Raw genomic sequence first — 19,152 nt, 5'->3', positions numbered from 1 at the left:
AGGCGCAGAACCCCATGACCTCCCCTGAGCTTGGCCGCCCGAAATGGGACGGCTTCCTGCGAGCCCTGATGGAAACGCTGGAGGCCCATATGCAGCCTGAGGAGCAGGCGGTGCTGCTGCGCGCGATCGGCGGCCAGATGGCCGCCCTGGCGCCCATCGCGCCGGAGGGAACGCTGGGGGCGCTGGAGGCGCGGATCAACGAGCGGCTGGCGGACCAGCGATGGGGCGTGGTCTCCATCGCGCTCGACTCCCATGGCCCCGCGCTGGTGCTGACGCATGAGGCCCTTCCCGTGTTGCCAACCACCACCGATGCCGAGGGCCGCTGGCTGGGGCCGGTGCTGGAAGGCCTGCATGGCGGCTGGATCGGGGCCCAGCCAGGCGCCGAGCCGGACGTGTCGGCGCAGATCGTCCGCCACGGTGCCGCCAGCGCCGTGCTTCGCTACGGGGCCTGATCGAGGGCAGGCGGGCTACGAAGGCCCAGCCTCGCGGACGGGCGCGGGGCCTCGGCCTGGCGGCTCGCCCGTACCCTGTTCCCGGGTGCCCAGCGCATCGGCCAGGCGCACGTTCGCGCTTCCGCGCCGGGCAGGGCGTGGCTGGTCGGGCCCGGGGCTCCAGCCGGTGAGGGTCAGCAGGCGCAGGGTCACCGGCGTGCCCTCCGGCCCTTCCGGCAGGGCGGCGAGGGCGGCTGGAAACAGCGCCCGGGGCGGGATGCGCACGTCCCTGGCCAGGAGAGCGCTTCCCTCTCCGGCCGCCTGGAGGTCCCGGAGCAGCGCCAGCGGGTCGCGGTAGGCCAGGGCGATGTCCTCCGCGTCGGCGACCGGCAGGGCGAAGCCGGCGCGTTGCAGCAGCGCGGCGCCGTCACGCAGCTCGGGAAAAGGGGACACCCGAGGGGAGGCCCCCCCGCGCAAGCTGGATTCCGCCCCTGTCATTGCCTCGCGAAGGGGCTGCAGGGTGCCGAGCGCGGGAAGCGTGGCCAGGAAGAGCCCGTCCGGGGCCATGGCGTGCCGGATCTGGGCCAAGGCGCCCGGCAGGTCGTTCACCCAGTGCAGCGAGAAATTGGCGAGAACGAGGTCGAAGCTGCCCTTGGCGAAGGGGAGCCATTCCTCGTCCCCGGCCACGGGCGAGCCGCCGGCCCCGGCGGCTTGCCGGGATGAAAGGTCCATCGAGACCACCGAGGCGATGCCGCGCGCCCGGAGCGCCGGCGCGACGAGTCCGCGGCCGCCGATCTCCAGCGCCCTCCCGAATTGGTGGGTTGTATCGTCCAGCCGGTCGAGCAGGCGCTCGGCCACGGCTTCGAGAACCGGGCGCACCCGGTGCTGGGTGGCTGCGGCGCGCTCCCGGCGGAGGCGGAGGAGGCGGCGGTCGAAGATGAGGTGTGACTCGCTCATGCCCTGGATATGTCGCCCCGCACTGTCTGCCGCCAGGGGGGGCGGTTCCGGCCGGCATCGTTCCGGGTGTAGGATGAAGGTTCGTCGCAGGGGTCTGTCATGGGTTTCGCGGGGCGGGTGGCCGGATTGGCGCGGCGCGGCGGGTTGGGCGCGCTGGACGTCCTGCTGCCGCCGCACTGCCTGGCTTGCGAGGAGCCCGTGCTGGACCAGGGAACCCTCTGCCCCGCCTGCTTCTCCGGCCTGCATGGGATCGTGCCGCCCTTCTGCCACAATTGCGGCCAGCCCTTCGAGCACGAGGGCGTGGCGGAGGACGGGCTCTGCCCGGGCTGCATCGCGCGGCCCCCGGCGTTCGAGCGGGCGCGAGCGGCCTTTGTTTACAACGACGCGCTGGCGCGGCTGGTTCTGCCGCTCAAGCACGGCGACCGCACCGATCTCGCCGGCCCCCTCGCGCGGCACATGGCACGTGCCGGGGCGGACCTCCTCGCCGAGGCGGATGTGATCGTGCCCGTGCCCCTGCACCGGCGGCGCCTCTTCGCGCGGCGCTACAACCAGTCGGCGCTGCTGGCGATGCGGCTGGGGCGCATGGCCGGGGTCAGGGTGGTGCCGGACGCCTTGCGGCGAGTTCGGGCGACTCCGTCGCTCGGGCCGCTGGGCGCGGAGGCACGGCGTGCCCTGATGGCGGGCGCGATCCGCGTGGCACCGCGCGCGGTCGGGCGTCTGGCCGGGCGCCGGGTGCTCCTGGTGGACGACGTGCTGACCAGCGGTGCCACCGCAAACGCCTGCGCGGAAGCCCTGCTGGGCATCGGCGCGGCCCGCGTCGAGGTGCTGGCGGCCGCGCGGGTGCCCGATCCGCGCATGGCCAGCCCGCATGCCGGAGCGGGGGGGACGCCTTGAACGGAGGGCCGGCTTCGCCGAAATGGAGGGAATGGCCCAAATCGAGATCTACACCATCCCCTTCTGCCCCTATTGCGAGCGCGCCAAGGCGTTGCTGACCCGCAAGGGCGTCGCCTTCGAGGAGCTGGACGCGCCCACGGGGTCCGCCGCGCGCAAGGCGGCGATCGAGCGGTCGGGGGGCAAGTCGACGGTGCCGCAGATCTTCATCGGGGGGCAGGCGATCGGCGGTTCGGACGACCTGGCGGCGCTGGAGCGGGCCGGGAAGCTCGACGCTCTGCTGGCGGGTTGACGGCGGCAGCGCGGGGCCGGGTGCCGGCGTCGCGCCGGCGCCAGCGGCCACCATTGGGAATGCCTGGCACAGGCCCCTGCCAAGTGCCAGGATTGGCCGTGCCACCGGCCGGAGACCTACAAGAACAACCATGATCCATTACCAACTGCGCTGCAGCCAGGACCACGGCTTCGACGGGTGGTTCAAGGACAGCGTGGCCTTCGAGAAGGGGGCCGCAGCCGGTTTCGTGGACTGCCCGGTCTGCGGTGACACCAAGGTGCGCCGCGACCTGATGGCGCCCGCGATCGGCAAGGCGCGACCGGCGGCGGCGGCCGCGCCTGCCGAATCGCCGCCCGAGCCAGCTCCATCCCCGGCGGCGGCGCCGGTGAGCACGGCGGGACCCCTGCCGGCGCAACTCCTCTCCCTCCTGCAGCGCATGCGGGCGGAGGTGGAAAGGAACTGCGACCATGTGGGGCGGGACTTCGCCGAGGAAGCGCGCCGGATGCACCGCGGCGAGAGCGACCGCCGCGGGATCTATGGCGAGGCGACGGCCGACGAGGCGGAGGCGCTGGCCGACGAGGGCATCGAGGTCGGCCAGATCCCCTGGGTGCCGCGGGCAGACGGCTGAGGCCGGTTCAGCCCTTCCGGGCGGCCATGATGTAATTCACCCGGGTGTCCCGGCTTTCCCGCCAGCCGCCCGTGAGGGGGTCGGGCACCATGCCCGCGACGTCGATCACCCGGAGCCCCACCCGGCGCAGCCCGGCGCCCAGTTCGGCGGGGGTAACAAACCGGCGCCAGTCATGCGTGCCGCGCGGCAGCAGCCGGAGCAGGTATTCGGCACCGAGCTTGGCGAACAGAAAGCTCCGCGCCGTGCGGTTCAGCGTGGACAGGAACACGGTGCCGCCCGGCCGCACGGAGCGCGCGAGGGCGGAAAGGAAGGCATCCGGGTCCGCCACGTGCTCGATGACCTCCAGGGCCGTGACGGCATCGAAGGTCTCGTCCAGCTCCTCCGGGCGTCCCTGCTGGTAGCGGATCGACAGCCCCTGGCCGGCGGCGTGGAAGCGGGCTGCCTCGAGCGCCTCGGGCGCCATGTCGAGGCCCGTGACGACGGCCCCGCGCCGTGCCAGCGCCTCCGCCGCCAGCCCGGCCCCGCAGCCGACATCGAGAAGGGTCAGCCCGGCCAGCGCCTCGGGCGGCCGACCCAGCCGTTCCGCGATCCAGCGGGTGCGAAGGGGGTTCATGGCATGGAGCGGCGCCATCGGGCCGCGGGGATCCCACCACTCCCGGGCCAGCGCGTCGAACTTGGCGATCTCGCCGGCCAGGACCGTACCGCCGCCCCTGGCGGCGCCCGACATCCCCGGCTCCATGCCCGCCGCAACCGTGCCCTGCGCCATCCGGAACCCCGATCCCCGTCCCGAAGGTTGCTCCCCCGGGCCTGGGCCGGTATCTGTGCCGCCCCGCGCCGGGACGCAACCCGCGCATCCTCCACCCGGCAGTTCCCGATCCGCTTATGTCCCGCATCGTCATGAAGTTCGGCGGCACCTCCGTCGCCGACCTCGACCGCATCCGCAACGTCGCCACCCGCGTGAAGCGGGAGGTCGATGCCGGCAACGAGGTGGCCGTGGTGGTCTCGGCCATGTCGGGCGTGACCAACCAGCTCGTGAAGTGGTGCCAGGACCTGTCGCCGCTGCACGACGCGCGGGAATACGACGCGGTTGTCGCGACCGGGGAGCAGGTGACCACGGGGCTGCTGGCGATCGCGCTGCAGACCATCGGGGTGGATGCCCGCTCCTGGCAGGGCTGGCAGGTGGCGATCCGCACGGATGGCGCCCATGGCAAGGCCCGCGTGGAGGAGATAGACGGCGCCCTGCTGGTCGAGCGCATGGGGCAGGGTCAGGTGCCGGTGATCGCCGGGTTCCAGGGCATCGGCCCCAGGAACCGCATCACCACGCTCGGGCGGGGAGGATCGGACCTTTCGGCGGTGGCGGTGGCCGCCGCGGTGCGCGCGGATCGCTGCGACATCTACACCGACGTGGACGGCATCTACACGACCGACCCGCGGATCGTGCCGCGCGCGCGGAAGCTCACGCACGTGGCCTATGAGGAAATGCTGGAACTGGCCTCCGTCGGCGCCAAGGTGCTGCAGACGCGGTCGGTCGAGCTGGCGATGAAGCAGAAGGTGCGGGTGCAGGTGCTGTCCTCCTTCGAGGACAAGCCGGGCAGCCTGGTGGTGGACGAGGACGAGATCGTGGAACAGCCGCTGGTGACGGGCGTCGCCTATTCCCGCGACGAGGCGAAGGTGACCCTGCGGCGGGTGCCGGACAAGCCGGGCATCGCGGCCACCGTGTTCGGGCCGCTGGCGGACGCCAACGTGAACGTGGACATGATCGTGCAGAACCTGGGCACGGACGGGACCACGGACATGACCTTCACGGTGGGGAAGGCCGACCTTCCCCGCGCGCGGGAGGTGCTGGAGGGCGCCCGGCCGGAAATCGGCTTCTCCGAGATCGTGGCGGACCCGGAGGTGACCAAGATCTCGGTGGTGGGCATCGGCATGCGCAGCCATGCGGGCGTTGCCGCCACCATGTTCAAGACCCTGGCCGCCAAGGGCATCAACATCCAGGTCATCTCCACCAGCGAGATCAAGACCAGCGTGCTGGTGGGCGGCGAGTACACGGAGCTGGCGGTGCGCGCGCTGCACACCGCCTACGGGCTGGACGCGCCCTGATGGCCGCGCTGGACCTGACGGACATCCCGGCCTCCCAGGGAGGCGCCGGCTACGGCGGCGCGGCGGCGCAGGCCGCGGCCGAAAAGCCGGAGGTGCCGCCCGCGGTCGCACCGGCCTTTCCGGCCCCGGACGAGGCGGCCCGGGCTCGCCTGGCCCGGCTCATGGCGCGCGGCGCGGCCTTCCTGGGCAGCGAGGTCGCCATCATGGGCGGCGCCATGTCCTGGATCAGCGAGCGCCACCTGGTCGCCGCCCTGTCCAGTGCGGGCGCCTTCGGCGTGATCGCCTGCGGTGCGATGGAGCCGGACCGGCTGGCGCAGGAGATCGCGGCCACCCAGGCGCTGACCGCCCGGCCCTTCGGCGTGAACCTGATCACCATGCACCCGCGCCTGGATGCGCTGGTGGACGTGTGCCTGGCGGCCAGGATCGGGCACATCGTCTTCGCGGGCGGCATCCCGCCCACCACGGCCATCCGCAAGGCGAAGGAAGGCGGCGCGAAGGTGGTCTGCTTCGCCCCGGCGCTCGCGCTGGCCAAGAAGCTGGTGCGCTCCGGCGCGGACGCCCTGGTGATCGAGGGCTCGGAAGCGGGCGGGCATATCGGCCCGGTCTCGCTGAACGTGCTCGCGCAGGAGATCCTGCCGGTCATGGCATCCGAGGTGCCCGTCTTCGTGGCCGGCGGCATCGGCCGGGGCGAGGCGCTGCTGTCCTACCTGGAGATGGGCGCGGCGGGCGCGCAGATCGGCACGCGCTTCGTCTGCGCCACCGAGAGCATCGCCCATGCCCGCTTCAAGCAGGCCTTCATCCGCGGTGCCGCGCGCGACGCGCTGCCGACCGTGCAGCTCGACGCCCGCTTCCCCGTGATCCCCGTGCGCGCCCTGCAGAACGAGGGCACCAAGCGCTTCCTGGAGCACCAGGCGGAGGTGATCCGCCGCCACCGCGCGGGCGAACTGGACAAGGACGCGGCGCAGCTGGACATCGAGCACTACTGGGCCGGCGCCCTTCGCCGGGCGGTGATCGACGGCGATGTCGAGAACGGCTCCCTGATGGCCGGGCAGAGCGTGGGCATGGTGACCCGGGAGGCTCCGGTGGCGACGATCCTGGCCGAGCTGATGCAGCAGGCGGCCGCCGTGCTCTCCGCCCGGGCGGTCTGAGCCGCGCCGCAGGAACCGAGGCGCTCCATGGCGAAGCCCGAGGCAGTGGCGGAATCGGTCCGCGTTGGCGAGGAGCTGCGCGCGAAGCGGCTCGAGCTCGGCGTGACCCTCGAGGAGGTCGAGAGCACCCTCAAGATCAACCGCCGCTACCTCGCGGCGCTGGAGGAGGGGCGGGGCCAGGAGCTGCCGGGCATGGCCTATGCCTTGGGCTTCGTGCGCAGCTATGCGACCTCCCTCGGCCTGGACGCCGACGATCTGGCGCGCCGCTATCGCGATTCCGCGCCCGCCGCCCGCCGCCCGGTGGCGCGGCAGCCCGAGCCGGAGCCCGAGCCGCGGCGCGCCGGCGGGAAGGGATGGCTCGCGCTGGTCCTTCTCCTCGGGGCCGGAGCCGCCGGCTGGTGGGCCTGGAGCGACGGCCTGATCCCGCTTGGCGGGGAAGGGCCCGCCACCCCGCCCCCCTCGGAGGTGGTGGTCGCTGCGCCTCGCCCACCGGTGGCTGCTGCGCCGCGCGCGCCGGTGGCCGAGCCTTCCGCCACCCCTGCCCAGCCATCCCCTGCCGAGCCGGCGACCCGCCCGGCCCTGCCGGGCGTTCCGCCCGAGCCGCCGGAGGCGCCGAGCCGCGTCTCTCTTCGCTTGTCCGACGAGACCTGGGTGCAGGTCCGCGATCCCGCCACGGGCCAGACCATCCTCAACCGGGTTTTCCGGGCCAATGAGTCCTTCGCGATTCCGCGGGAGGGGCTGGTGCTGACCACCGGCAAGGCCCAGGCGGTGGAGGTGCTGGTGGATGGCAGGCCAACCCGCGCGCTGGCCGGGCGAACCGGGCTGGTGCGAGACCTGCCGCTCGTTGCCGAGCAGCTCCGGCAGGCGCGTTCCGCTTCTCCCGCGGGACGCTAGCCGCTTCGCCCTTGGCCCGGGGGGCCGCCCCTGCCATATCTTCGCGGAATTTCGGGGAAGAGCCCGCGCATGTCCTATCGTCCTTACCAGCAGATCGAGCGCCGCAAGTCCCGCCAGATCATGGTGGGCCGCGTTCCCGTCGGCGGTGACGCGCCGATCACCGTCCAGACCATGACCAACACCCCCACCGAGGATGCGGCGGCCACCATCGCCCAGATCCGGCGGGCGGAGCTGGCCGGGGTGGACATCGTCCGCGTGTCCTGCCCCACGGAGGAGGCCACGGCGGCCCTGGCCGAGATCGTGCGGGAGGTGAACGTCCCGATCGTGGCCGACATCCACTTCCACTACCGCCGCGCGATCGAGGCCGCCCAGGCGGGGGCTGCCTGCCTGCGGATCAATCCAGGCAACATCGGCTCGCCCGAGCGGGTGAAGGAGGTCGTGCGCGCGGCGCGGGACCACGGCTGCTCCATCCGCATCGGCGTCAACGCCGGTTCCCTGGAGAAGCACCTGCTGGAGAAGTACGGGGAGCCCAACCCGGAGGCGCTGGTCGAAAGCGCGCTGTGGCACGCCGACCACCTGCTCCAGAACGACTTCCACGAGTTCAAGATCAGCGTGAAGGCCAGCGACGTGTTCCTGGCGGTGGCCGCCTACCAGCAGCTCGCCGAGGCCTGCGACCACCCGCTGCACATCGGGATCACCGAGGCCGGCGGGAAGCGGACGGGAACGGTGAAGTCCTCCATCGGGCTGGGCAGCCTTCTCTGGGCCGGGATCGGGGACACGCTCCGGGTTTCTCTTTCGGCGGAGCCGGAGGAGGAGGTCCATGTCGGCTGGGACATCCTGAAGTCGCTGGGCATCCGCCACCGCGGCGTGAAGATCATTTCCTGCCCTTCCTGCGCGCGGCAGGGCTTCAACGTGATCAAGACCGTGGAAGCGCTGGAGGAGCGGCTGGCCCATATCGAGCAGCCGATCAGCCTTTCCATCATCGGCTGCGTGGTGAACGGGCCCGGCGAGGCGCTGATGACCGACATCGGCCTGACCGGCGGCGGCGCGGGCACGCACATGGTCTATTCGGCCGGGCGGACGAGCCACACCACCCGGAGCGACGACATGGTGGATCACATCGTCGGGCTGGTTGAGGCCCGCGCGGCGCAGCTCGCGGCCGAGAAGGAGGCCGCGAAGGCCGCCGAGGCGGCCGCGCTGGTTCCGGCGGCCGAGTGATGGCCCCCTCCGCCGAGGACGACCAGCACCCGGTCCTGGCCGCGATGGAGCAGGCCATCCTCGACCTGCTGGAGGAGTTCGAGGAAGGGCACGGCGTCATGGAGGCGCGGGACGCGGAGGTGTTCGAGGCGGCGAAGGAGCAGCTTCGACGCACCGTCGCGCTTCTTCGCGAGGGCTGAGGGGCGGCGCCGCGACCTCAATGATGGAAGGTCGGCTGGGCGATGACCAGCCACAGCATGACCATCCCGGCGAGAAGGCCCGGCAAGGCGGGGACCAGGAGCAGGGCGTTGGCCAGCCATGGCTTGCCCCGCCGGCCGCAACGCGGGCCTGTCCGGGGCAGGGGGTAGGGACATCCGGGGCGCGCGGTGCTAATCCGCCGCCCACCATGGCGAAACCCCAGAATTCCAAGCAGGGCCTCCAGCCCGCGCGCGGCACGCATGACCTGATCGGCGAGGAGTTCCGGCGGCACCGTCATGTCATCGACACCGCGCGCGGCATCGCCGCCCTCTACGGCTTCGAGGAATGGGCGACGCCGATCTTCGAGGACACGCGCGTCTTCGCCCGCACCCTGGGGGAGACCTCGGATGTCGTTTCGAAGGAGATGTACACCTTCGAGGACCGCGGCGGGGAAAGCGTGACGCTGCGCCCGGAGGGGACGGCGGGGGCCTGCCGGGCCCTGGTGACCAATGGGCTCACCCAGACGAATCTGCCGCGCAAGGTGTTCTACGCCGGTCCCATGTTCCGCTACGAGCGGCCGCAGAAGGGACGCTACCGCCAGTTCCACCAGATCGGCTGCGAGGTGATGGGGGCCGCGGAGCCGTTGGCGGATGCCGAGGTGATCGCCTGCGGCTGGCACATCCAGCAGGCGCTGGGGATCGACCAGGGCGCAGTGCTGGAGATCAACACGCTCGGCGACGGACCGAGCCGGGAGGCCTACCGCGCCGCGCTGGTCGCGCATTTCACCGCCGGCGCCGAGCGGCTTTCGGAGGACAGCCGGGCGCGGCTGGAGAAGAACCCGCTGCGCATCCTGGACAGCAAGGACCCTGGCGACCGCGCGCTGGTGGCGGATGCGCCGACGATCGGGCTGCACCTGACGGAGGCCGCCGCCGCCTTCTACGAAGGTGTCAAGCGCGCGCTCGACCGGTTCGGCGTCCCGTATCGCGAGAACCCTCGCATCGTGCGCGGGCTGGATTACTACAGCCACACCGCCTTTGAGTTCGTGACCGACCGCCTGGGGGCGCAGGGCACGGTCATGGCCGGTGGCCGCTACGACGGGCTGGTCGAGGAAATGGGCGGGCCGCCCACTCCCTCCGTCGGCTGGGCCGCGGGCGTGGAGCGGCTGTCCATGCTGCTGGACGAGGCCCCGGCCGCGCCGCGTCCCGTGGCCGTGATCCCGGTGGGAGAGGCCGCCGAGGCCGCGGCGCTGGACACGGTGCAGGCCCTCCGCCGCGCGGGGGTCGCGGCCGAGATCGCCTTCAAGGGCAACCTCAAGCGCCGAATGGAGCGGGCCAACCGGCTTGGCGCCCGCGCCGCCGTGATCATCGGGGAAGAGGAGATGGCGGAGGGCTCGGTGCAACTCCGTGACCTCGATGCCGGCACGCAGGAGCGCGTTCCGGCGGCGGAACTCGCGGCGCGGTTGAGCTGATGGCGCTTCCCGCGAAACTGGACCGCCTTCTCTCCCGTGCGGAGGAGCTGCGGCACGAGCTGGGCACCGCCGATGGCAGCCGCTTCGGCGCGCTTTCGAAGGAGTTGTCCGAGCTGGAGCCGGTGGTCGCCAAGATGGGCGAGTTGCGCCTGGCCGAGCGCGCCCGCGACGACGCCGAGGCCATGATGGCCGATCCCGAGCTGCGGGAGCTGGCCGAGGCGGAGTACTTCGAGCAGCGCGACCGCGTGCCCGCGCTGGAGCACGAGATCCGCATTATGCTGCTGCCGCGCGACGCGGCCGATGACCGCTCCGCGATCCTGGAGGTCCGCCCCGCGGCCGGTGGCGACGAGGCCGGACTTTTCGCGGCCGAGCTGTTCCGCGCTTACCAGCGCTATGCCGAAGGGCAGGGCTGGCGCTTCGAGCTGCTGGAATGGGACGAGAGCGATGCGGGGGGCATCAAGGGGGCGAGCGCCAGCATCGCCGGGCGCGGCGTTTTCGCGAAGCTGAAGTTCGAGAGCGGCGTCCACCGCGTGCAGCGCGTGCCGGCGACCGAGACGCAGGGGCGCATCCACACCTCCACCGTGACGGTCGCCGTGCTGCCCGAGGCCGAGGAGGTGGACGTGCAGATCAACGAGAGCGACCTGCGCATCGACACGTACCGCGCTTCCGGCGCCGGCGGGCAGCACGTCAACAAGACCGACAGCGCCGTGCGCATCACCCACCTCCCCACGGGCACGGTGGTGGCGATGCAGGAGGAGAAGTCCCAGCACAAGAACCGCGCGAAGGCCATGAAGGTTCTGCGCGCGCGGATCTACGAGGCGCAGCGCCAGGCGCTGGCCGGGGCGCGGGCGGCGGACCGGAAGGGGCAGGTGGGCACGGGCGACCGCAGCGAGCGCATCCGCACCTACAACTTCCCGCAGGGCCGCGTGACGGACCACCGGATTGGCCTGACGCTGCACAAGGTGGAGCGCGTGATGCTGGGTGACTTCGAGGAGATCTTCTCCGCCCTGATGGCCGAGGACCAGGCGGCGCGGCTGGCCGCCGAGAGCGAGTGAGCGGCTGCGAACCCGGCGATTCCGTCGGGGCCTTCCTTTGCCAGGCCGGGCAGGTTCTGCGGGCCGCCGCCGTGGAGGCTCCGCGGCAGGAGGCGCGGCTTCTTCTCGCCGAGGCGATGGGGTGCCGCCAGGAGGACCTCCTGCGCGACCCGCGGGCTCCGGTTCCCGAGGCGGCCCAGGCCCGGTTCCGCCAAACCCTTTCCGCTCGCGCCCGCCATGTTCCGATTGCCCATCTTCTGGGCCATGCCGGGTTCTGGACGCTGGACCTCCTCACCAGTCCCGCCACGCTGATCCCGCGTGCCGACACCGAAACCCTGGTCGAGGCGGCGCTGGATGCCTTTCCCGATCGCCGCGCCGTCCGCCGGGTGCTGGACCTCGGCACCGGGACGGGGGCGCTGCTGCTGGCGGCCTTGGCGGAGTTCCCCGGTGCCTTCGGAGTGGGCGTGGACCGCAGCCCGGAGGTCGCCGCCCTGGCGCATGCCAATGCCAGGCGGAACGGCCTGGCCGAGCGCGCCGCCGTCCTGGCCGGAGACTGGGCCGCCGCGCTCACGGGGCGCTTCGAGCTCGTCCTTTCCAACCCGCCTTACATCGAACGCGCCGCCATCATGGGCCTGATGCCGGAGGTGGCCTTGCACGAGCCCGCCCTCGCCCTGGATGGCGGCCCGGACGGGCTGGATGCCTACCGGGCGCTGGCGGCTGCGCTGCCCATGCTCCTGGCGGAGGGTGGACGTGCGGTGCTGGAGCTGGGGCAGGGGCAGCGCGGCCCGGTGGAGGCGGTGATGGAGGCGGCGGGTCTTCGCGCCTGCGGGTGCCGTGACGACCTGGGGGGCATTGCCCGCGCCCTGGTACTGGAATCGGGCTCCTGAAAAAACCATTTGGAGGAATCGCCGGGCCTCACTAGTTTGGGCCTGTGGCTTCCATCGCGCGAGCAGCGCAATGGGCCCGTCGGAGCCCCGGCCCCCGTTGCCCTGACCAGGGCGGGTCAAGCCGCCGGCAAGCCGCTCGGCACAACGATCATCATCTCGCCAGCCGGACCCCAGGGGCCGCTATCTTGAACCAAACCCGGGGCGGCGGCGCGAGCATGGAAGTGCGAACCAGATCCAGATGAACATGAAGCGTATGCGCGGCCGCGGGAATTTCCGTCAGGGCGGACATGGCGGAGGCCATAGTGGCGGAGGCGGCGGCGGTCCCCGCCCGCAGAGCAGCGGCAACCAGCCGATGAACCGCAACCACGTGTTCGACTCGATCGGGCCGGACATGCGGATGCGGGGCACCGCCCAGCAGCTTTTCGAGAAGTACCTGCAACTCGGCCGCGATGCCACCGGCTCGGGCGACCGGGTGATGGCGGAAGGCTATTTCCAGCACGCCGAGCACTATTTCCGCATTCTCAACGCGATGAACCAGGCTCAGCAGCAGCAGGGCGGCGGTGCCCCGGGGCCGCAGCACGGCGGCCGCCGCTACCAGGGCAATGACGGCCAGCAGGACGGCTATTCCGAGGGTGAGGGCGAAGGCTCCGCCAACGGCTATGACGGCCAGCCGATGGACGGCGACGTGCGCGAGGCGGTCCAGTAGGCTTTCCGGGCTTGAGGGTGGCTGCCGTCAGGTGATGACGGCCACCTCCATTTCGCCCTCGCGCCGCAGCAGGTTGAGCGAGACGCTCCCGTCTGGCCCGTGCCGCCGGAGGCGCACATCCAACCGCGCCTCGCCGAGAGCGAGGTTGCTGATGCGCAGCTCATCCAGCCAGGAGGGCAGGAAGGGGCGCATAAAGCGAACCGCCTTTTCCTCTGGCCGGAACGACACGCCAAGCATGGCGCCCAGCACCGCGTAAACGCTGGCCGCGGCCCAGGCCTGCGGCAGGCAGGCCACGGGGTAGGAGGTTGGCGCCTCCCCTGGGCGTCGTGGGAAGCCGCAGAAGAGTTCGGGCATCCGGTGCATGTCCAGCGCCCGCGCGGAGTCGTAAAGGCCGGTCAGCAGCCGCTCCAGCGGGCGGCGCAGGTCGTAGCGCTTCATCCCGAGCGCGATCAGGCCGTTGTCGTGGGGCCAGACCGAGCCGTTGTGGTAGGACATGGGGTTGTAGCGCCCCTCGCCCTCGGCGACGGTCCGGATGCCCCAGCCACCGAAGCTCCCGGGTGCCATCAGCACCTCCCCGATCTTCTGCGCCCGCTCGGCGCAGGCGAGGCCGGTCAGCAGCGCATGGCCGGCATTGGACGAGCGGACGCGGCAAGGCCGCTTCTCGCCATCGAGCGCCATGGCGTAGGTGGAAAGCTCCTCGCACCAGAAGGCCTCCTCCACGCGCGCGCGGAGCGCGTCGGCATTGGCGGTCCAGACCTCCGCCTCGTTCTCGTGGCCGAGCGCGCGGGCCAGCCGGCCGGCACCGCGCCATGCGGCCTCCGCATAGGCCTGCACTTCGATCAGCGCGATCGGTCCTTCCGCAAGGCGGCCGTCGGCGTGGAAGACGCTGTCCCAGCTGTCCCTCCAACCCTGGTTCATCAGGCCGTTCGCCGACTGCCGGTCGTATTCCAGCAGCAGGTCGCCATCGATGTCGCCGTGCCGCTCGATCCAGCGAAGGGCAGCGACGATGCTCGGCCAGATCTCGCGGACCAGCCGCCAGTCGCCCGTGCGGTCGGCGTACTGGGAGGCGAGCAGCACGAAGAGCGGCGTCGCATCCGCGGAGCCGTAGTAGCGGCCGAAGGGCACCTCCCGCAGCGCCGCCATCTCGCCGCTGCGGCTTTCGTGCAGGATCTTGCCGGGTTCGGCGTCGCGCGAGGGATCGAGGGTGGTCGCCTGCGCTCTGGCGTGGAACCGCAGGACGCCGCGCGCCATGGCTGGATCGGCCCAAAGGCATTGCATGGCCGTGATCAGCGAATGCCTGCCGAAGGGGCAGGAGAACCAGGGAATGCCGGCATAGGGGAATGGCCCCACCGGCGTTTCGGTGGTCAGCATGGAAAGGTCGGCCTCGGAGCGTGCGAACCAGTCGTTGAAGGCTTGGTTGGACGAAGAGACCCGTGCCTGCTCCGCCTCGCGCGTCGCCGTCCAGGCGCGGATTCCGGCCAGAAGCGCGTCAAAGCCCAGGGGAGGGTGAGCCTCCGCCGCTTCCGGCCCTGACTCGCAGGTGATGATGATGTCGATGACGCGTGTGGCCCCAGGGGCCAGGTCGAGCCGCCAGCGGTTGTCGCGGCCCGGCACGCCTTCGGGCGGTGGTTCGAAGCGGAGCCGCGTGCGGCGCTCCACCTCGTCGAGGCCGCGATAGGAGAGGACGAGGCTGCCGTCGGAACGCACCTCCGGTGCACGGCGTTCCCCACGCCGGGCACGCTGATGGCCACGCACCTCGAAGATATCGGCGAAATCGGCGGCGTAGCTGAGCAGAAGCTCGGAGGCGAGCGGGGCGTCGGAGAAGTTGCGCAGCGTGATGCGCTCCCGCAGGAGGCCGTTGCCGAGCACCATCTGGCGCTCGACATGGATGGAATCGCGCACCAGCTTGCGGTCAGGCCCCACCGGGATGTCCGGGTTGGTCAGGCTGACCGTGAGGACGGTGTTGTCCGTGCTCACCGCCGAGGAAAGCAGAAGCGGGCGAAGGCCGGCCAGGCGGATCGACTGGCGGGAAAGAAAGCGGGTGTCGTCGTGGAACAGCCCCTCCGCCGTTGCGCCAGCCGCCTGGGCGTCACCGGAATGGTCCAGCACCAGGAAGGACGAGCCGTTCTTCAGGGTGCGCGGGCGATAGAAGGCCAGCGCGGTGGCGGCGGTGGAGGCGACGTTCCACGCGCCTTCATCACCGGGCGGCTGATGGCCACCGTTGTCGTCCATTCGTTCCACTCCCTGGCGCTTTCCCCGCCTTGCGGGCGCCTTGTCATGAGCCGTGCGTGGACGCGGCCGGCTGGCTTACCGACGGACCGGCGCCGCGCAGGATACCGGGCGGCGCGGCCGGCTCAGGCGGCTTCGAGCGCGTCCCCGACCGCGACCCGCCCGCCCTCGATCACCGCGGCGTGCACGCCCAGGTCCTTGTGGCCGAAATGCTGCTCCAGCAGCCGCGGCACGTCGAGGTCACGCTCCCCCGTTTCCAGGTCGACCTGGGTCGCGGGGCAGCGGACCGTGCGCTTGAAGACCGAGAGCCGGGCGCCGCCCAGCAGCACCTCGCCGCCAACCCAGTCATGCTCGGCCCAGGCCGGAAGGCCCGAGAAGTAGATGTTGGCGCGGAACCGCAGCGGGTTCAGGGGGCGGCCGATCGCCCGCTCCAGGGCGTGCAGGCTCGCCATGTTGATCAACGACACCCCCTTGCGCGCCTGGTCGGTGAAGGCGTGGCCGGGGGCCTCGGTGAAGCGGGGCGGCCGGGGAGTGCCGTCAGGCGCAACGCCTTGCCGGGCCTCGTCCCCGAGGAAGCGGATGAGCCATTCCCCGAGCGCTACCTTTCCCTGCGCCGTCCCGGTCGGAGCCGACAAAGGCGGGTGCCCTTCCGCGGCGAGGGACAGGGTGCCGTCATGCGGGTCCAGCGCGGCGCGGACGAGCACCACGCGGCCGTTCTTCATCATGCAGGCGAAGTTCTGCTTGGGCAGGAAGCGCGGAGCGGCTTCGTCGAAGGGAGAGTCGCCCTGGGCGAGGGCGAAGCGCCGGTCGTGCGGGATGGTCTCGCCGGGGGCGAGGACAACCTCCTCCAGACTTTCGGCGGTCAGGCCCTTCACGGGGTAGCGATAAAGATGTTCCACGCGCATCGGGATGCCTCTTGAAGCCGGCCCGAGCGGGATACCACATCCGGATCAAACGCCGAACCCGCTGCCTCTTGAGGGGTGGGGATGGCGGTCGCCAGTGATCCCGCGGCCTGGTCCGCGGCGGAGGGACAGAGAATGGACATCGAGAAACTCACCGAGCGTGCCCGGGGCTTCCTGCAGGCCGCGCAAACCATCGCGATCCGCGAATACCACCAGCGCGTAACACCCGAGCACCTGCTCAAGGCCTTCCTGGACGACGAGGAAGGCGCGGCGGCCGGGCTGATCCGCACCGCCGGCGGCAACCCGGCCGTGGCGAAGCAGGAGATCGACACGGAGGTGTCGCGCAACCCGCGCGTCTCCGGCGGCGGCGCAGGCCAACCGCAGGTGACGCCCGAGCTCGTGCGCCTGCTCGACGCCGCCGAGCGCAACGCGACCCGCACCGGCGACAGCTTCGTGGCACAGGACAGGCTGCTGGTGGCGCTCGCCGCGAGCGACACGCCGGCCGGGCGCGTTCTGGTGAAGAACGGCGCGACCGCGCAGAAGCTGGAGGCCGCCGTGGCGGAGGTCCGGAAGGGCCGCACCGTGGACAGCGCCAGCGCCGAGCAGCAGTTCGACGCCCTGAAGAAGTATGCGCGCGACCTGACGGAGGCCGCGCGCGACGGCAAGCTCGACCCGGTGATCGGCCGTGACGAGGAGATCCGCCGCACGATCCAGGTGCTCGCCCGCCGCACCAAGAACAACCCGGTTCTGATCGGCGAACCCGGCGTGGGCAAGACCGCGATCGTGGAAGGGCTGGCCAACCGCATCGTCAACGGCGACGTGCCGGAAGCGCTGAAGAGCAAGCGCGTGCTCGCGCTCGACCTCGGCGCCATGGTGGCCGGCGCCAAGTACCGCGGCGAGTTCGAGGAGCGCCTGAAGGGGGTTCTGACCGAGATCGAGAACGCGGCCGGCGAGGTGATCCTCTTCATCGACGAGATGCACACGCTGGTGGGCGCGGGCAAGGCGGATGGGGCGATGGACGCGTCCAACCTGCTCAAGCCCGCCCTGGCCCGTGGCGAGCTGCACTGCATCGGCGCGACGACGCTCGACGAGTATCGCAAGCACGTGGAGAAGGATGCGGCGCTGGCGCGTCGCTTCCAGCCCGTATTCGTGGGTGAGCCGAGCGTGGAGGACACGGTGTCCATCCTGCGCGGCATCCGGGAGAAGTACGAGCTGCACCATGGCGTGCGTATCGCGGACTCCGCGCTGGTCGCGGCGGCGACGCTGTCCAACCGCTACATCACCGACCGCTTCCTGCCGGACAAGGCGATCGACCTCGTGGACGAGGCGGCATCCCGTCTGCGTATGGCCGTGGACAGCAAGCCGGAGGAACTGGACGCGATCGACCGCGACCTTTTGCGCAGCCGCATCGAGCGCGAGGCGTTGAAGCGCGAAACGGATGCGGGCAGCCGCGACCGCTTGGAGAAGCTTGAGCGCGAGATCGCTTCCCTGGAGGAGCAGTCGGCGGCGCTGACCGGGCGCTGGCAGGCCGAGAAGAACAAGCTTTCCGAGGCCCAGAAGGCCAAGGAGGAGCTGGACCGCGCCCGCACGGAGGTGGAGGCGGCCCAGCGCCGAGGCGACTATGCCCGCGCCGGTGAGCTGACCTATGGCGTCATCCCCGGCCTGGAGAAGAAGATTGCCGAGGGAGCCGACGACGGCGGCCGGCTGGTGAACGAGGCCGTGACCGAGGAAGGCATCGCGGCCGTCGTCTCCCGCTGGACCGGCGTGCCCGTGGAAAAGATGCTGGAGGGCGAGCGCGCCAAGCTGCTGCGCATGGAGGACGAGTTGCGCAAGCGGGTCGTCGGGCAGGAGGAGGCACTCGAGGCCGTCTCGAAGGCCGTGCGGCGCGCGCGCGCCGGGTTGCAGGACCCTGGGCGGCCGATCGGCAGCTTCCTGTTCCTGGGCCCGACCGGCGTTGGCAAGACCGAGCTGACCAAGGCGCTGGCGAGCTTCATGTTCGACGACGACCGGGCGCTGCTGCGGATCGACATGTCGGAATACATGGAGAAGCACGCCGTAGCCCGGCTGATCGGCGCCCCCCCGGGCTATGTCGGCTACGAGGAGGGCGGCGCGCTCACCGAGGCGGTGCGCCGGCGGCCCTATCAGGTCATCCTCTTCGACGAGGTCGAGAAGGCGCATGAGGACGTGTTCAACGTCCTGCTCCAGGTCCTCGACGACGGGCGGCTGACGGACGGGCAGGGGAGGACGGTGGATTTCCGGAACACCCTGATCGTGCTGACCAGCAACATGGGATCCGAGATCCTTGCGGCCCAGCCCGAGGGCGAGGACGTGGATCTCGTGCGTGGGCAGGTGATGAACATCGTCCGGACGCGGTTCCGGCCGGAGTTCCTGAACCGCCTGGACGAGATCGTCCTGTTCCGCCGCCTTGCACGGGGGGACATGGGGTCCATCGTCGAAATTCAGCTCGGACGGCTGCGCAAGCTGCTGGACGAAAAGAAGATCACGCTGGATCTGGATGAGGAGGCGCGAGACTGGCTGGCCGAGGCGGGCTACGACCCTGTTTATGGGGCACGCCCCTTGAAGCGTGTGATCCAGAGGAACCTGCAGGACCGCCTGGCCGGCATGCTGCTCGAGGGAAGCGTGCGTGACGGCGAGACGTTGCGCGTGTCTGTGGGCCCGGACGGGTTGGAAGTCGGCCCGGTCGATGCAGTGGCGGAAATAGTCTGAGAGCCCTTTGACAGGTGTGGGCGGCCCCCATATAAGCCGCCCACACCGACGGCGCCGCTGAGGCGGGGCTGAGGTGGTCCGAAAAAGGTTTTGGCGAGGTTGACGCGGCGGCTTACTGCCGCTAGCTACGTCGCCCCGCTCCTTTGGACGGGCAATCACCGAGCGAAGGTTGGTTCAGCCAACCGGGGCAACCCGGGACCTTAGCTCATTCGTTCCTTCAAATTCGAATCTGTTTTCCTGAAGACGAGGAAGAGTTTTGCTCTTTCGTTTGTTGATGGTTTGGGAAGGATGCGTGGCCAGTGCTGCGTGTTTCCGGATCGTTAGTGGGCGAGGGGTTACGGGTAGTTAGAAGTGAGTGGGTTGAGTTCTGGTTTGGGTCTTCTCGGAAGTGGTGTTGCTATTTTCGGATAGTGATGCTGCGGATGAACTTGAGAGTTTGATCCTGGCTCAGAGCGAACGCTGGCGGCATGCTTAACACATGCAA

Annotated in this window: 18 protein-coding genes; 14 read left to right on the top strand and 4 right to left on the bottom strand. The window is 71.0% G+C overall.

Going from position 1 to position 19,152, the window contains the following annotated elements; genetic code table 11:
- Window positions 1-14 precede the first annotated feature (14 nt).
- Complete coding sequence (gene bcsD / locus ACFFIC_RS12440; protein WP_377050724.1) at window positions 15-452, top strand: cellulose biosynthesis protein BcsD; 438 nt, start codon at window positions 15-17, stop codon at window positions 450-452.
- Window positions 453-467: 15 nt separating this feature from the next.
- On the opposite strand, the gene ACFFIC_RS12435 is transcribed toward bcsD, so the two are convergent.
- Window positions 468-1,388, bottom strand: coding sequence for a methyltransferase domain-containing protein (locus tag ACFFIC_RS12435; RefSeq protein ID WP_377050722.1), 921 nt, complete (start codon window positions 1,386-1,388; stop codon window positions 468-470).
- Between the two features lie 99 nt (window positions 1,389-1,487).
- On the opposite strand from ACFFIC_RS12435, the gene ACFFIC_RS12430 reads away from it, so the two are divergent.
- From ACFFIC_RS12430 to ACFFIC_RS12420, 3 genes are all read left to right on the top strand, one after another.
- A complete protein-coding gene (locus tag ACFFIC_RS12430) occupies window positions 1,488-2,282 on the top strand; it encodes a ComF family protein (protein ID WP_377050720.1) in 795 nt (264 codons plus the stop codon).
- A gap of 31 nt (window positions 2,283-2,313) precedes the next feature.
- A complete protein-coding gene (grxC, locus tag ACFFIC_RS12425) occupies window positions 2,314-2,571 on the top strand; it encodes a glutaredoxin 3 (protein WP_377050718.1) in 258 nt (85 codons plus the stop codon).
- 130 nt (window positions 2,572-2,701) lie between these two features.
- Window positions 2,702-3,178: a DUF1178 family protein gene (locus ACFFIC_RS12420; protein ID WP_377050716.1), complete on the top strand. Its 477-nt coding sequence runs from the start codon at window positions 2,702-2,704 to the stop codon at window positions 3,176-3,178.
- Window positions 3,179-3,185: 7 nt separating this feature from the next.
- Here ACFFIC_RS12420 and ubiG read toward each other — a convergent pair whose 3' ends face one another.
- On the bottom strand, window positions 3,186-3,905 hold the full coding sequence (gene ubiG / locus ACFFIC_RS12415) for a bifunctional 2-polyprenyl-6-hydroxyphenol methylase/3-demethylubiquinol 3-O-methyltransferase UbiG (protein ID WP_377050760.1): 720 nt from the start codon (window positions 3,903-3,905) through the stop codon (window positions 3,186-3,188).
- A 155-nt stretch (window positions 3,906-4,060) separates the two neighbouring features.
- Between ubiG and ACFFIC_RS12410 the strand changes: the two genes are divergently transcribed.
- The 9 genes from ACFFIC_RS12410 (at window position 4,061) to ACFFIC_RS12370 (ending at window position 12,810) form a co-directional block, all read left to right on the top strand.
- Entirely contained in the window at window positions 4,061-5,278 is a 1,218-nt protein-coding gene (locus tag ACFFIC_RS12410) for an aspartate kinase (protein ID WP_377050714.1), read from the top strand.
- Between the two features lie 161 nt (window positions 5,279-5,439).
- On the top strand, window positions 5,440-6,426 hold the full coding sequence (locus ACFFIC_RS12405) for an NAD(P)H-dependent flavin oxidoreductase (protein WP_377050758.1): 987 nt from the start codon (window positions 5,440-5,442) through the stop codon (window positions 6,424-6,426).
- Between the two features lie 27 nt (window positions 6,427-6,453).
- Window positions 6,454-7,320, top strand: a complete 867-nt coding sequence (locus ACFFIC_RS12400) for a helix-turn-helix domain-containing protein (protein ID WP_377050712.1) — start codon at window positions 6,454-6,456, stop codon at window positions 7,318-7,320.
- Window positions 7,321-7,389: 69 nt separating this feature from the next.
- Window positions 7,390-8,538 (top strand): flavodoxin-dependent (E)-4-hydroxy-3-methylbut-2-enyl-diphosphate synthase, encoded by a 1,149-nt coding sequence (gene ispG / locus ACFFIC_RS12395; protein WP_377050710.1) that lies wholly within the window; start codon window positions 7,390-7,392, stop codon window positions 8,536-8,538.
- Entirely contained in the window at window positions 8,538-8,717 is a 180-nt protein-coding gene (locus tag ACFFIC_RS12390) for a hypothetical protein (protein ID WP_377050708.1), read from the top strand. The genes ispG and ACFFIC_RS12390 overlap by 1 nt, the downstream gene beginning before the upstream one ends.
- 206 nt (window positions 8,718-8,923) lie before the next feature.
- On the top strand, window positions 8,924-10,183 hold the full coding sequence (gene hisS / locus ACFFIC_RS12385; RefSeq protein WP_377050706.1) for a histidine--tRNA ligase: 1,260 nt from the start codon (window positions 8,924-8,926) through the stop codon (window positions 10,181-10,183).
- Window positions 10,183-11,238: a peptide chain release factor 1 gene (gene prfA / locus ACFFIC_RS12380; RefSeq protein ID WP_377050704.1), complete on the top strand. Its 1,056-nt coding sequence runs from the start codon at window positions 10,183-10,185 to the stop codon at window positions 11,236-11,238. The genes hisS and prfA overlap by 1 nt, the downstream gene beginning before the upstream one ends.
- Window positions 11,235-12,104: a peptide chain release factor N(5)-glutamine methyltransferase gene (gene prmC / locus ACFFIC_RS12375; protein ID WP_377050702.1), complete on the top strand. Its 870-nt coding sequence runs from the start codon at window positions 11,235-11,237 to the stop codon at window positions 12,102-12,104. The genes prfA and prmC overlap by 4 nt, the downstream gene beginning before the upstream one ends.
- Window positions 12,105-12,342: 238 nt before the next feature.
- On the top strand, window positions 12,343-12,810 hold the full coding sequence (locus ACFFIC_RS12370) for a DUF4167 domain-containing protein (RefSeq protein ID WP_377050700.1): 468 nt from the start codon (window positions 12,343-12,345) through the stop codon (window positions 12,808-12,810).
- A 27-nt stretch (window positions 12,811-12,837) separates the two neighbouring features.
- Here the strand turns inward: ACFFIC_RS12370 and ACFFIC_RS12365 are convergent, their stop codons facing one another.
- A complete protein-coding gene (locus tag ACFFIC_RS12365; protein ID WP_377050698.1) occupies window positions 12,838-15,042 on the bottom strand; it encodes an amylo-alpha-1,6-glucosidase in 2,205 nt (734 codons plus the stop codon).
- A gap of 122 nt (window positions 15,043-15,164) precedes the next feature.
- Window positions 15,165-15,944, bottom strand: a complete 780-nt coding sequence (locus tag ACFFIC_RS12360) for an MOSC domain-containing protein (RefSeq protein ID WP_377050696.1) — start codon at window positions 15,942-15,944, stop codon at window positions 15,165-15,167.
- Between the two features lie 132 nt (window positions 15,945-16,076).
- Between ACFFIC_RS12360 and clpB the strand changes: the two genes are divergently transcribed.
- Window positions 16,077-18,668: an ATP-dependent chaperone ClpB gene (gene clpB, locus ACFFIC_RS12355; RefSeq protein ID WP_377050694.1), complete on the top strand. Its 2,592-nt coding sequence runs from the start codon at window positions 16,077-16,079 to the stop codon at window positions 18,666-18,668.
- Window positions 18,669-19,152 lie beyond the last annotated feature (484 nt).

Source organism: Muricoccus vinaceus (genome assembly GCF_042433125.1).
GTDB classification, from domain to species: Bacteria; Pseudomonadota; Alphaproteobacteria; order Acetobacterales; family Acetobacteraceae; genus Roseomonas; species Roseomonas vinacea.
The sequence above is the reverse complement of the archived record's forward strand: the minus strand, read 5'-3'. Positions and strand labels throughout refer to the sequence as shown.

What these genes read in the sequence shown, in the direction of transcription:
- bcsD (WP_377050724.1), top strand. Translation starts at nt 15, where the DNA reads ATGACCTCCCCTGAGCTTGGCCGCCCGAAATGGGACGGCTTCCTGCGA.
- ACFFIC_RS12435 (WP_377050722.1), bottom strand. Translation starts at nt 1,388, where the DNA reads ATGAGCGAGTCACACCTCATCTTCGACCGCCGCCTCCTCCGCCTCCGC.
- ACFFIC_RS12430 (WP_377050720.1), top strand. Translation starts at nt 1,488, where the DNA reads ATGGGTTTCGCGGGGCGGGTGGCCGGATTGGCGCGGCGCGGCGGGTTG.
- grxC (WP_377050718.1), top strand. Translation starts at nt 2,314, where the DNA reads ATGGCCCAAATCGAGATCTACACCATCCCCTTCTGCCCCTATTGCGAG.
- ACFFIC_RS12420 (WP_377050716.1), top strand. Translation starts at nt 2,702, where the DNA reads ATGATCCATTACCAACTGCGCTGCAGCCAGGACCACGGCTTCGACGGG.
- ubiG (WP_377050760.1), bottom strand. Translation starts at nt 3,905, where the DNA reads ATGTCGGGCGCCGCCAGGGGCGGCGGTACGGTCCTGGCCGGCGAGATC.
- ACFFIC_RS12410 (WP_377050714.1), top strand. Translation starts at nt 4,061, where the DNA reads ATGTCCCGCATCGTCATGAAGTTCGGCGGCACCTCCGTCGCCGACCTC.
- ACFFIC_RS12405 (WP_377050758.1), top strand. Translation starts at nt 5,440, where the DNA reads ATGGCGCGCGGCGCGGCCTTCCTGGGCAGCGAGGTCGCCATCATGGGC.
- ACFFIC_RS12400 (WP_377050712.1), top strand. Translation starts at nt 6,454, where the DNA reads ATGGCGAAGCCCGAGGCAGTGGCGGAATCGGTCCGCGTTGGCGAGGAG.
- ispG (WP_377050710.1), top strand. Translation starts at nt 7,390, where the DNA reads ATGTCCTATCGTCCTTACCAGCAGATCGAGCGCCGCAAGTCCCGCCAG.
- ACFFIC_RS12390 (WP_377050708.1), top strand. Translation starts at nt 8,538, where the DNA reads ATGGCCCCCTCCGCCGAGGACGACCAGCACCCGGTCCTGGCCGCGATG.
- hisS (WP_377050706.1), top strand. Translation starts at nt 8,924, where the DNA reads ATGGCGAAACCCCAGAATTCCAAGCAGGGCCTCCAGCCCGCGCGCGGC.
- prfA (WP_377050704.1), top strand. Translation starts at nt 10,183, where the DNA reads ATGGCGCTTCCCGCGAAACTGGACCGCCTTCTCTCCCGTGCGGAGGAG.
- ACFFIC_RS12370 (WP_377050700.1), top strand. Translation starts at nt 12,343, where the DNA reads ATGAACATGAAGCGTATGCGCGGCCGCGGGAATTTCCGTCAGGGCGGA.
- ACFFIC_RS12365 (WP_377050698.1), bottom strand. Translation starts at nt 15,042, where the DNA reads ATGGACGACAACGGTGGCCATCAGCCGCCCGGTGATGAAGGCGCGTGG.
- ACFFIC_RS12360 (WP_377050696.1), bottom strand. Translation starts at nt 15,944, where the DNA reads ATGCGCGTGGAACATCTTTATCGCTACCCCGTGAAGGGCCTGACCGCC.
- clpB (WP_377050694.1), top strand. Translation starts at nt 16,077, where the DNA reads ATGGACATCGAGAAACTCACCGAGCGTGCCCGGGGCTTCCTGCAGGCC.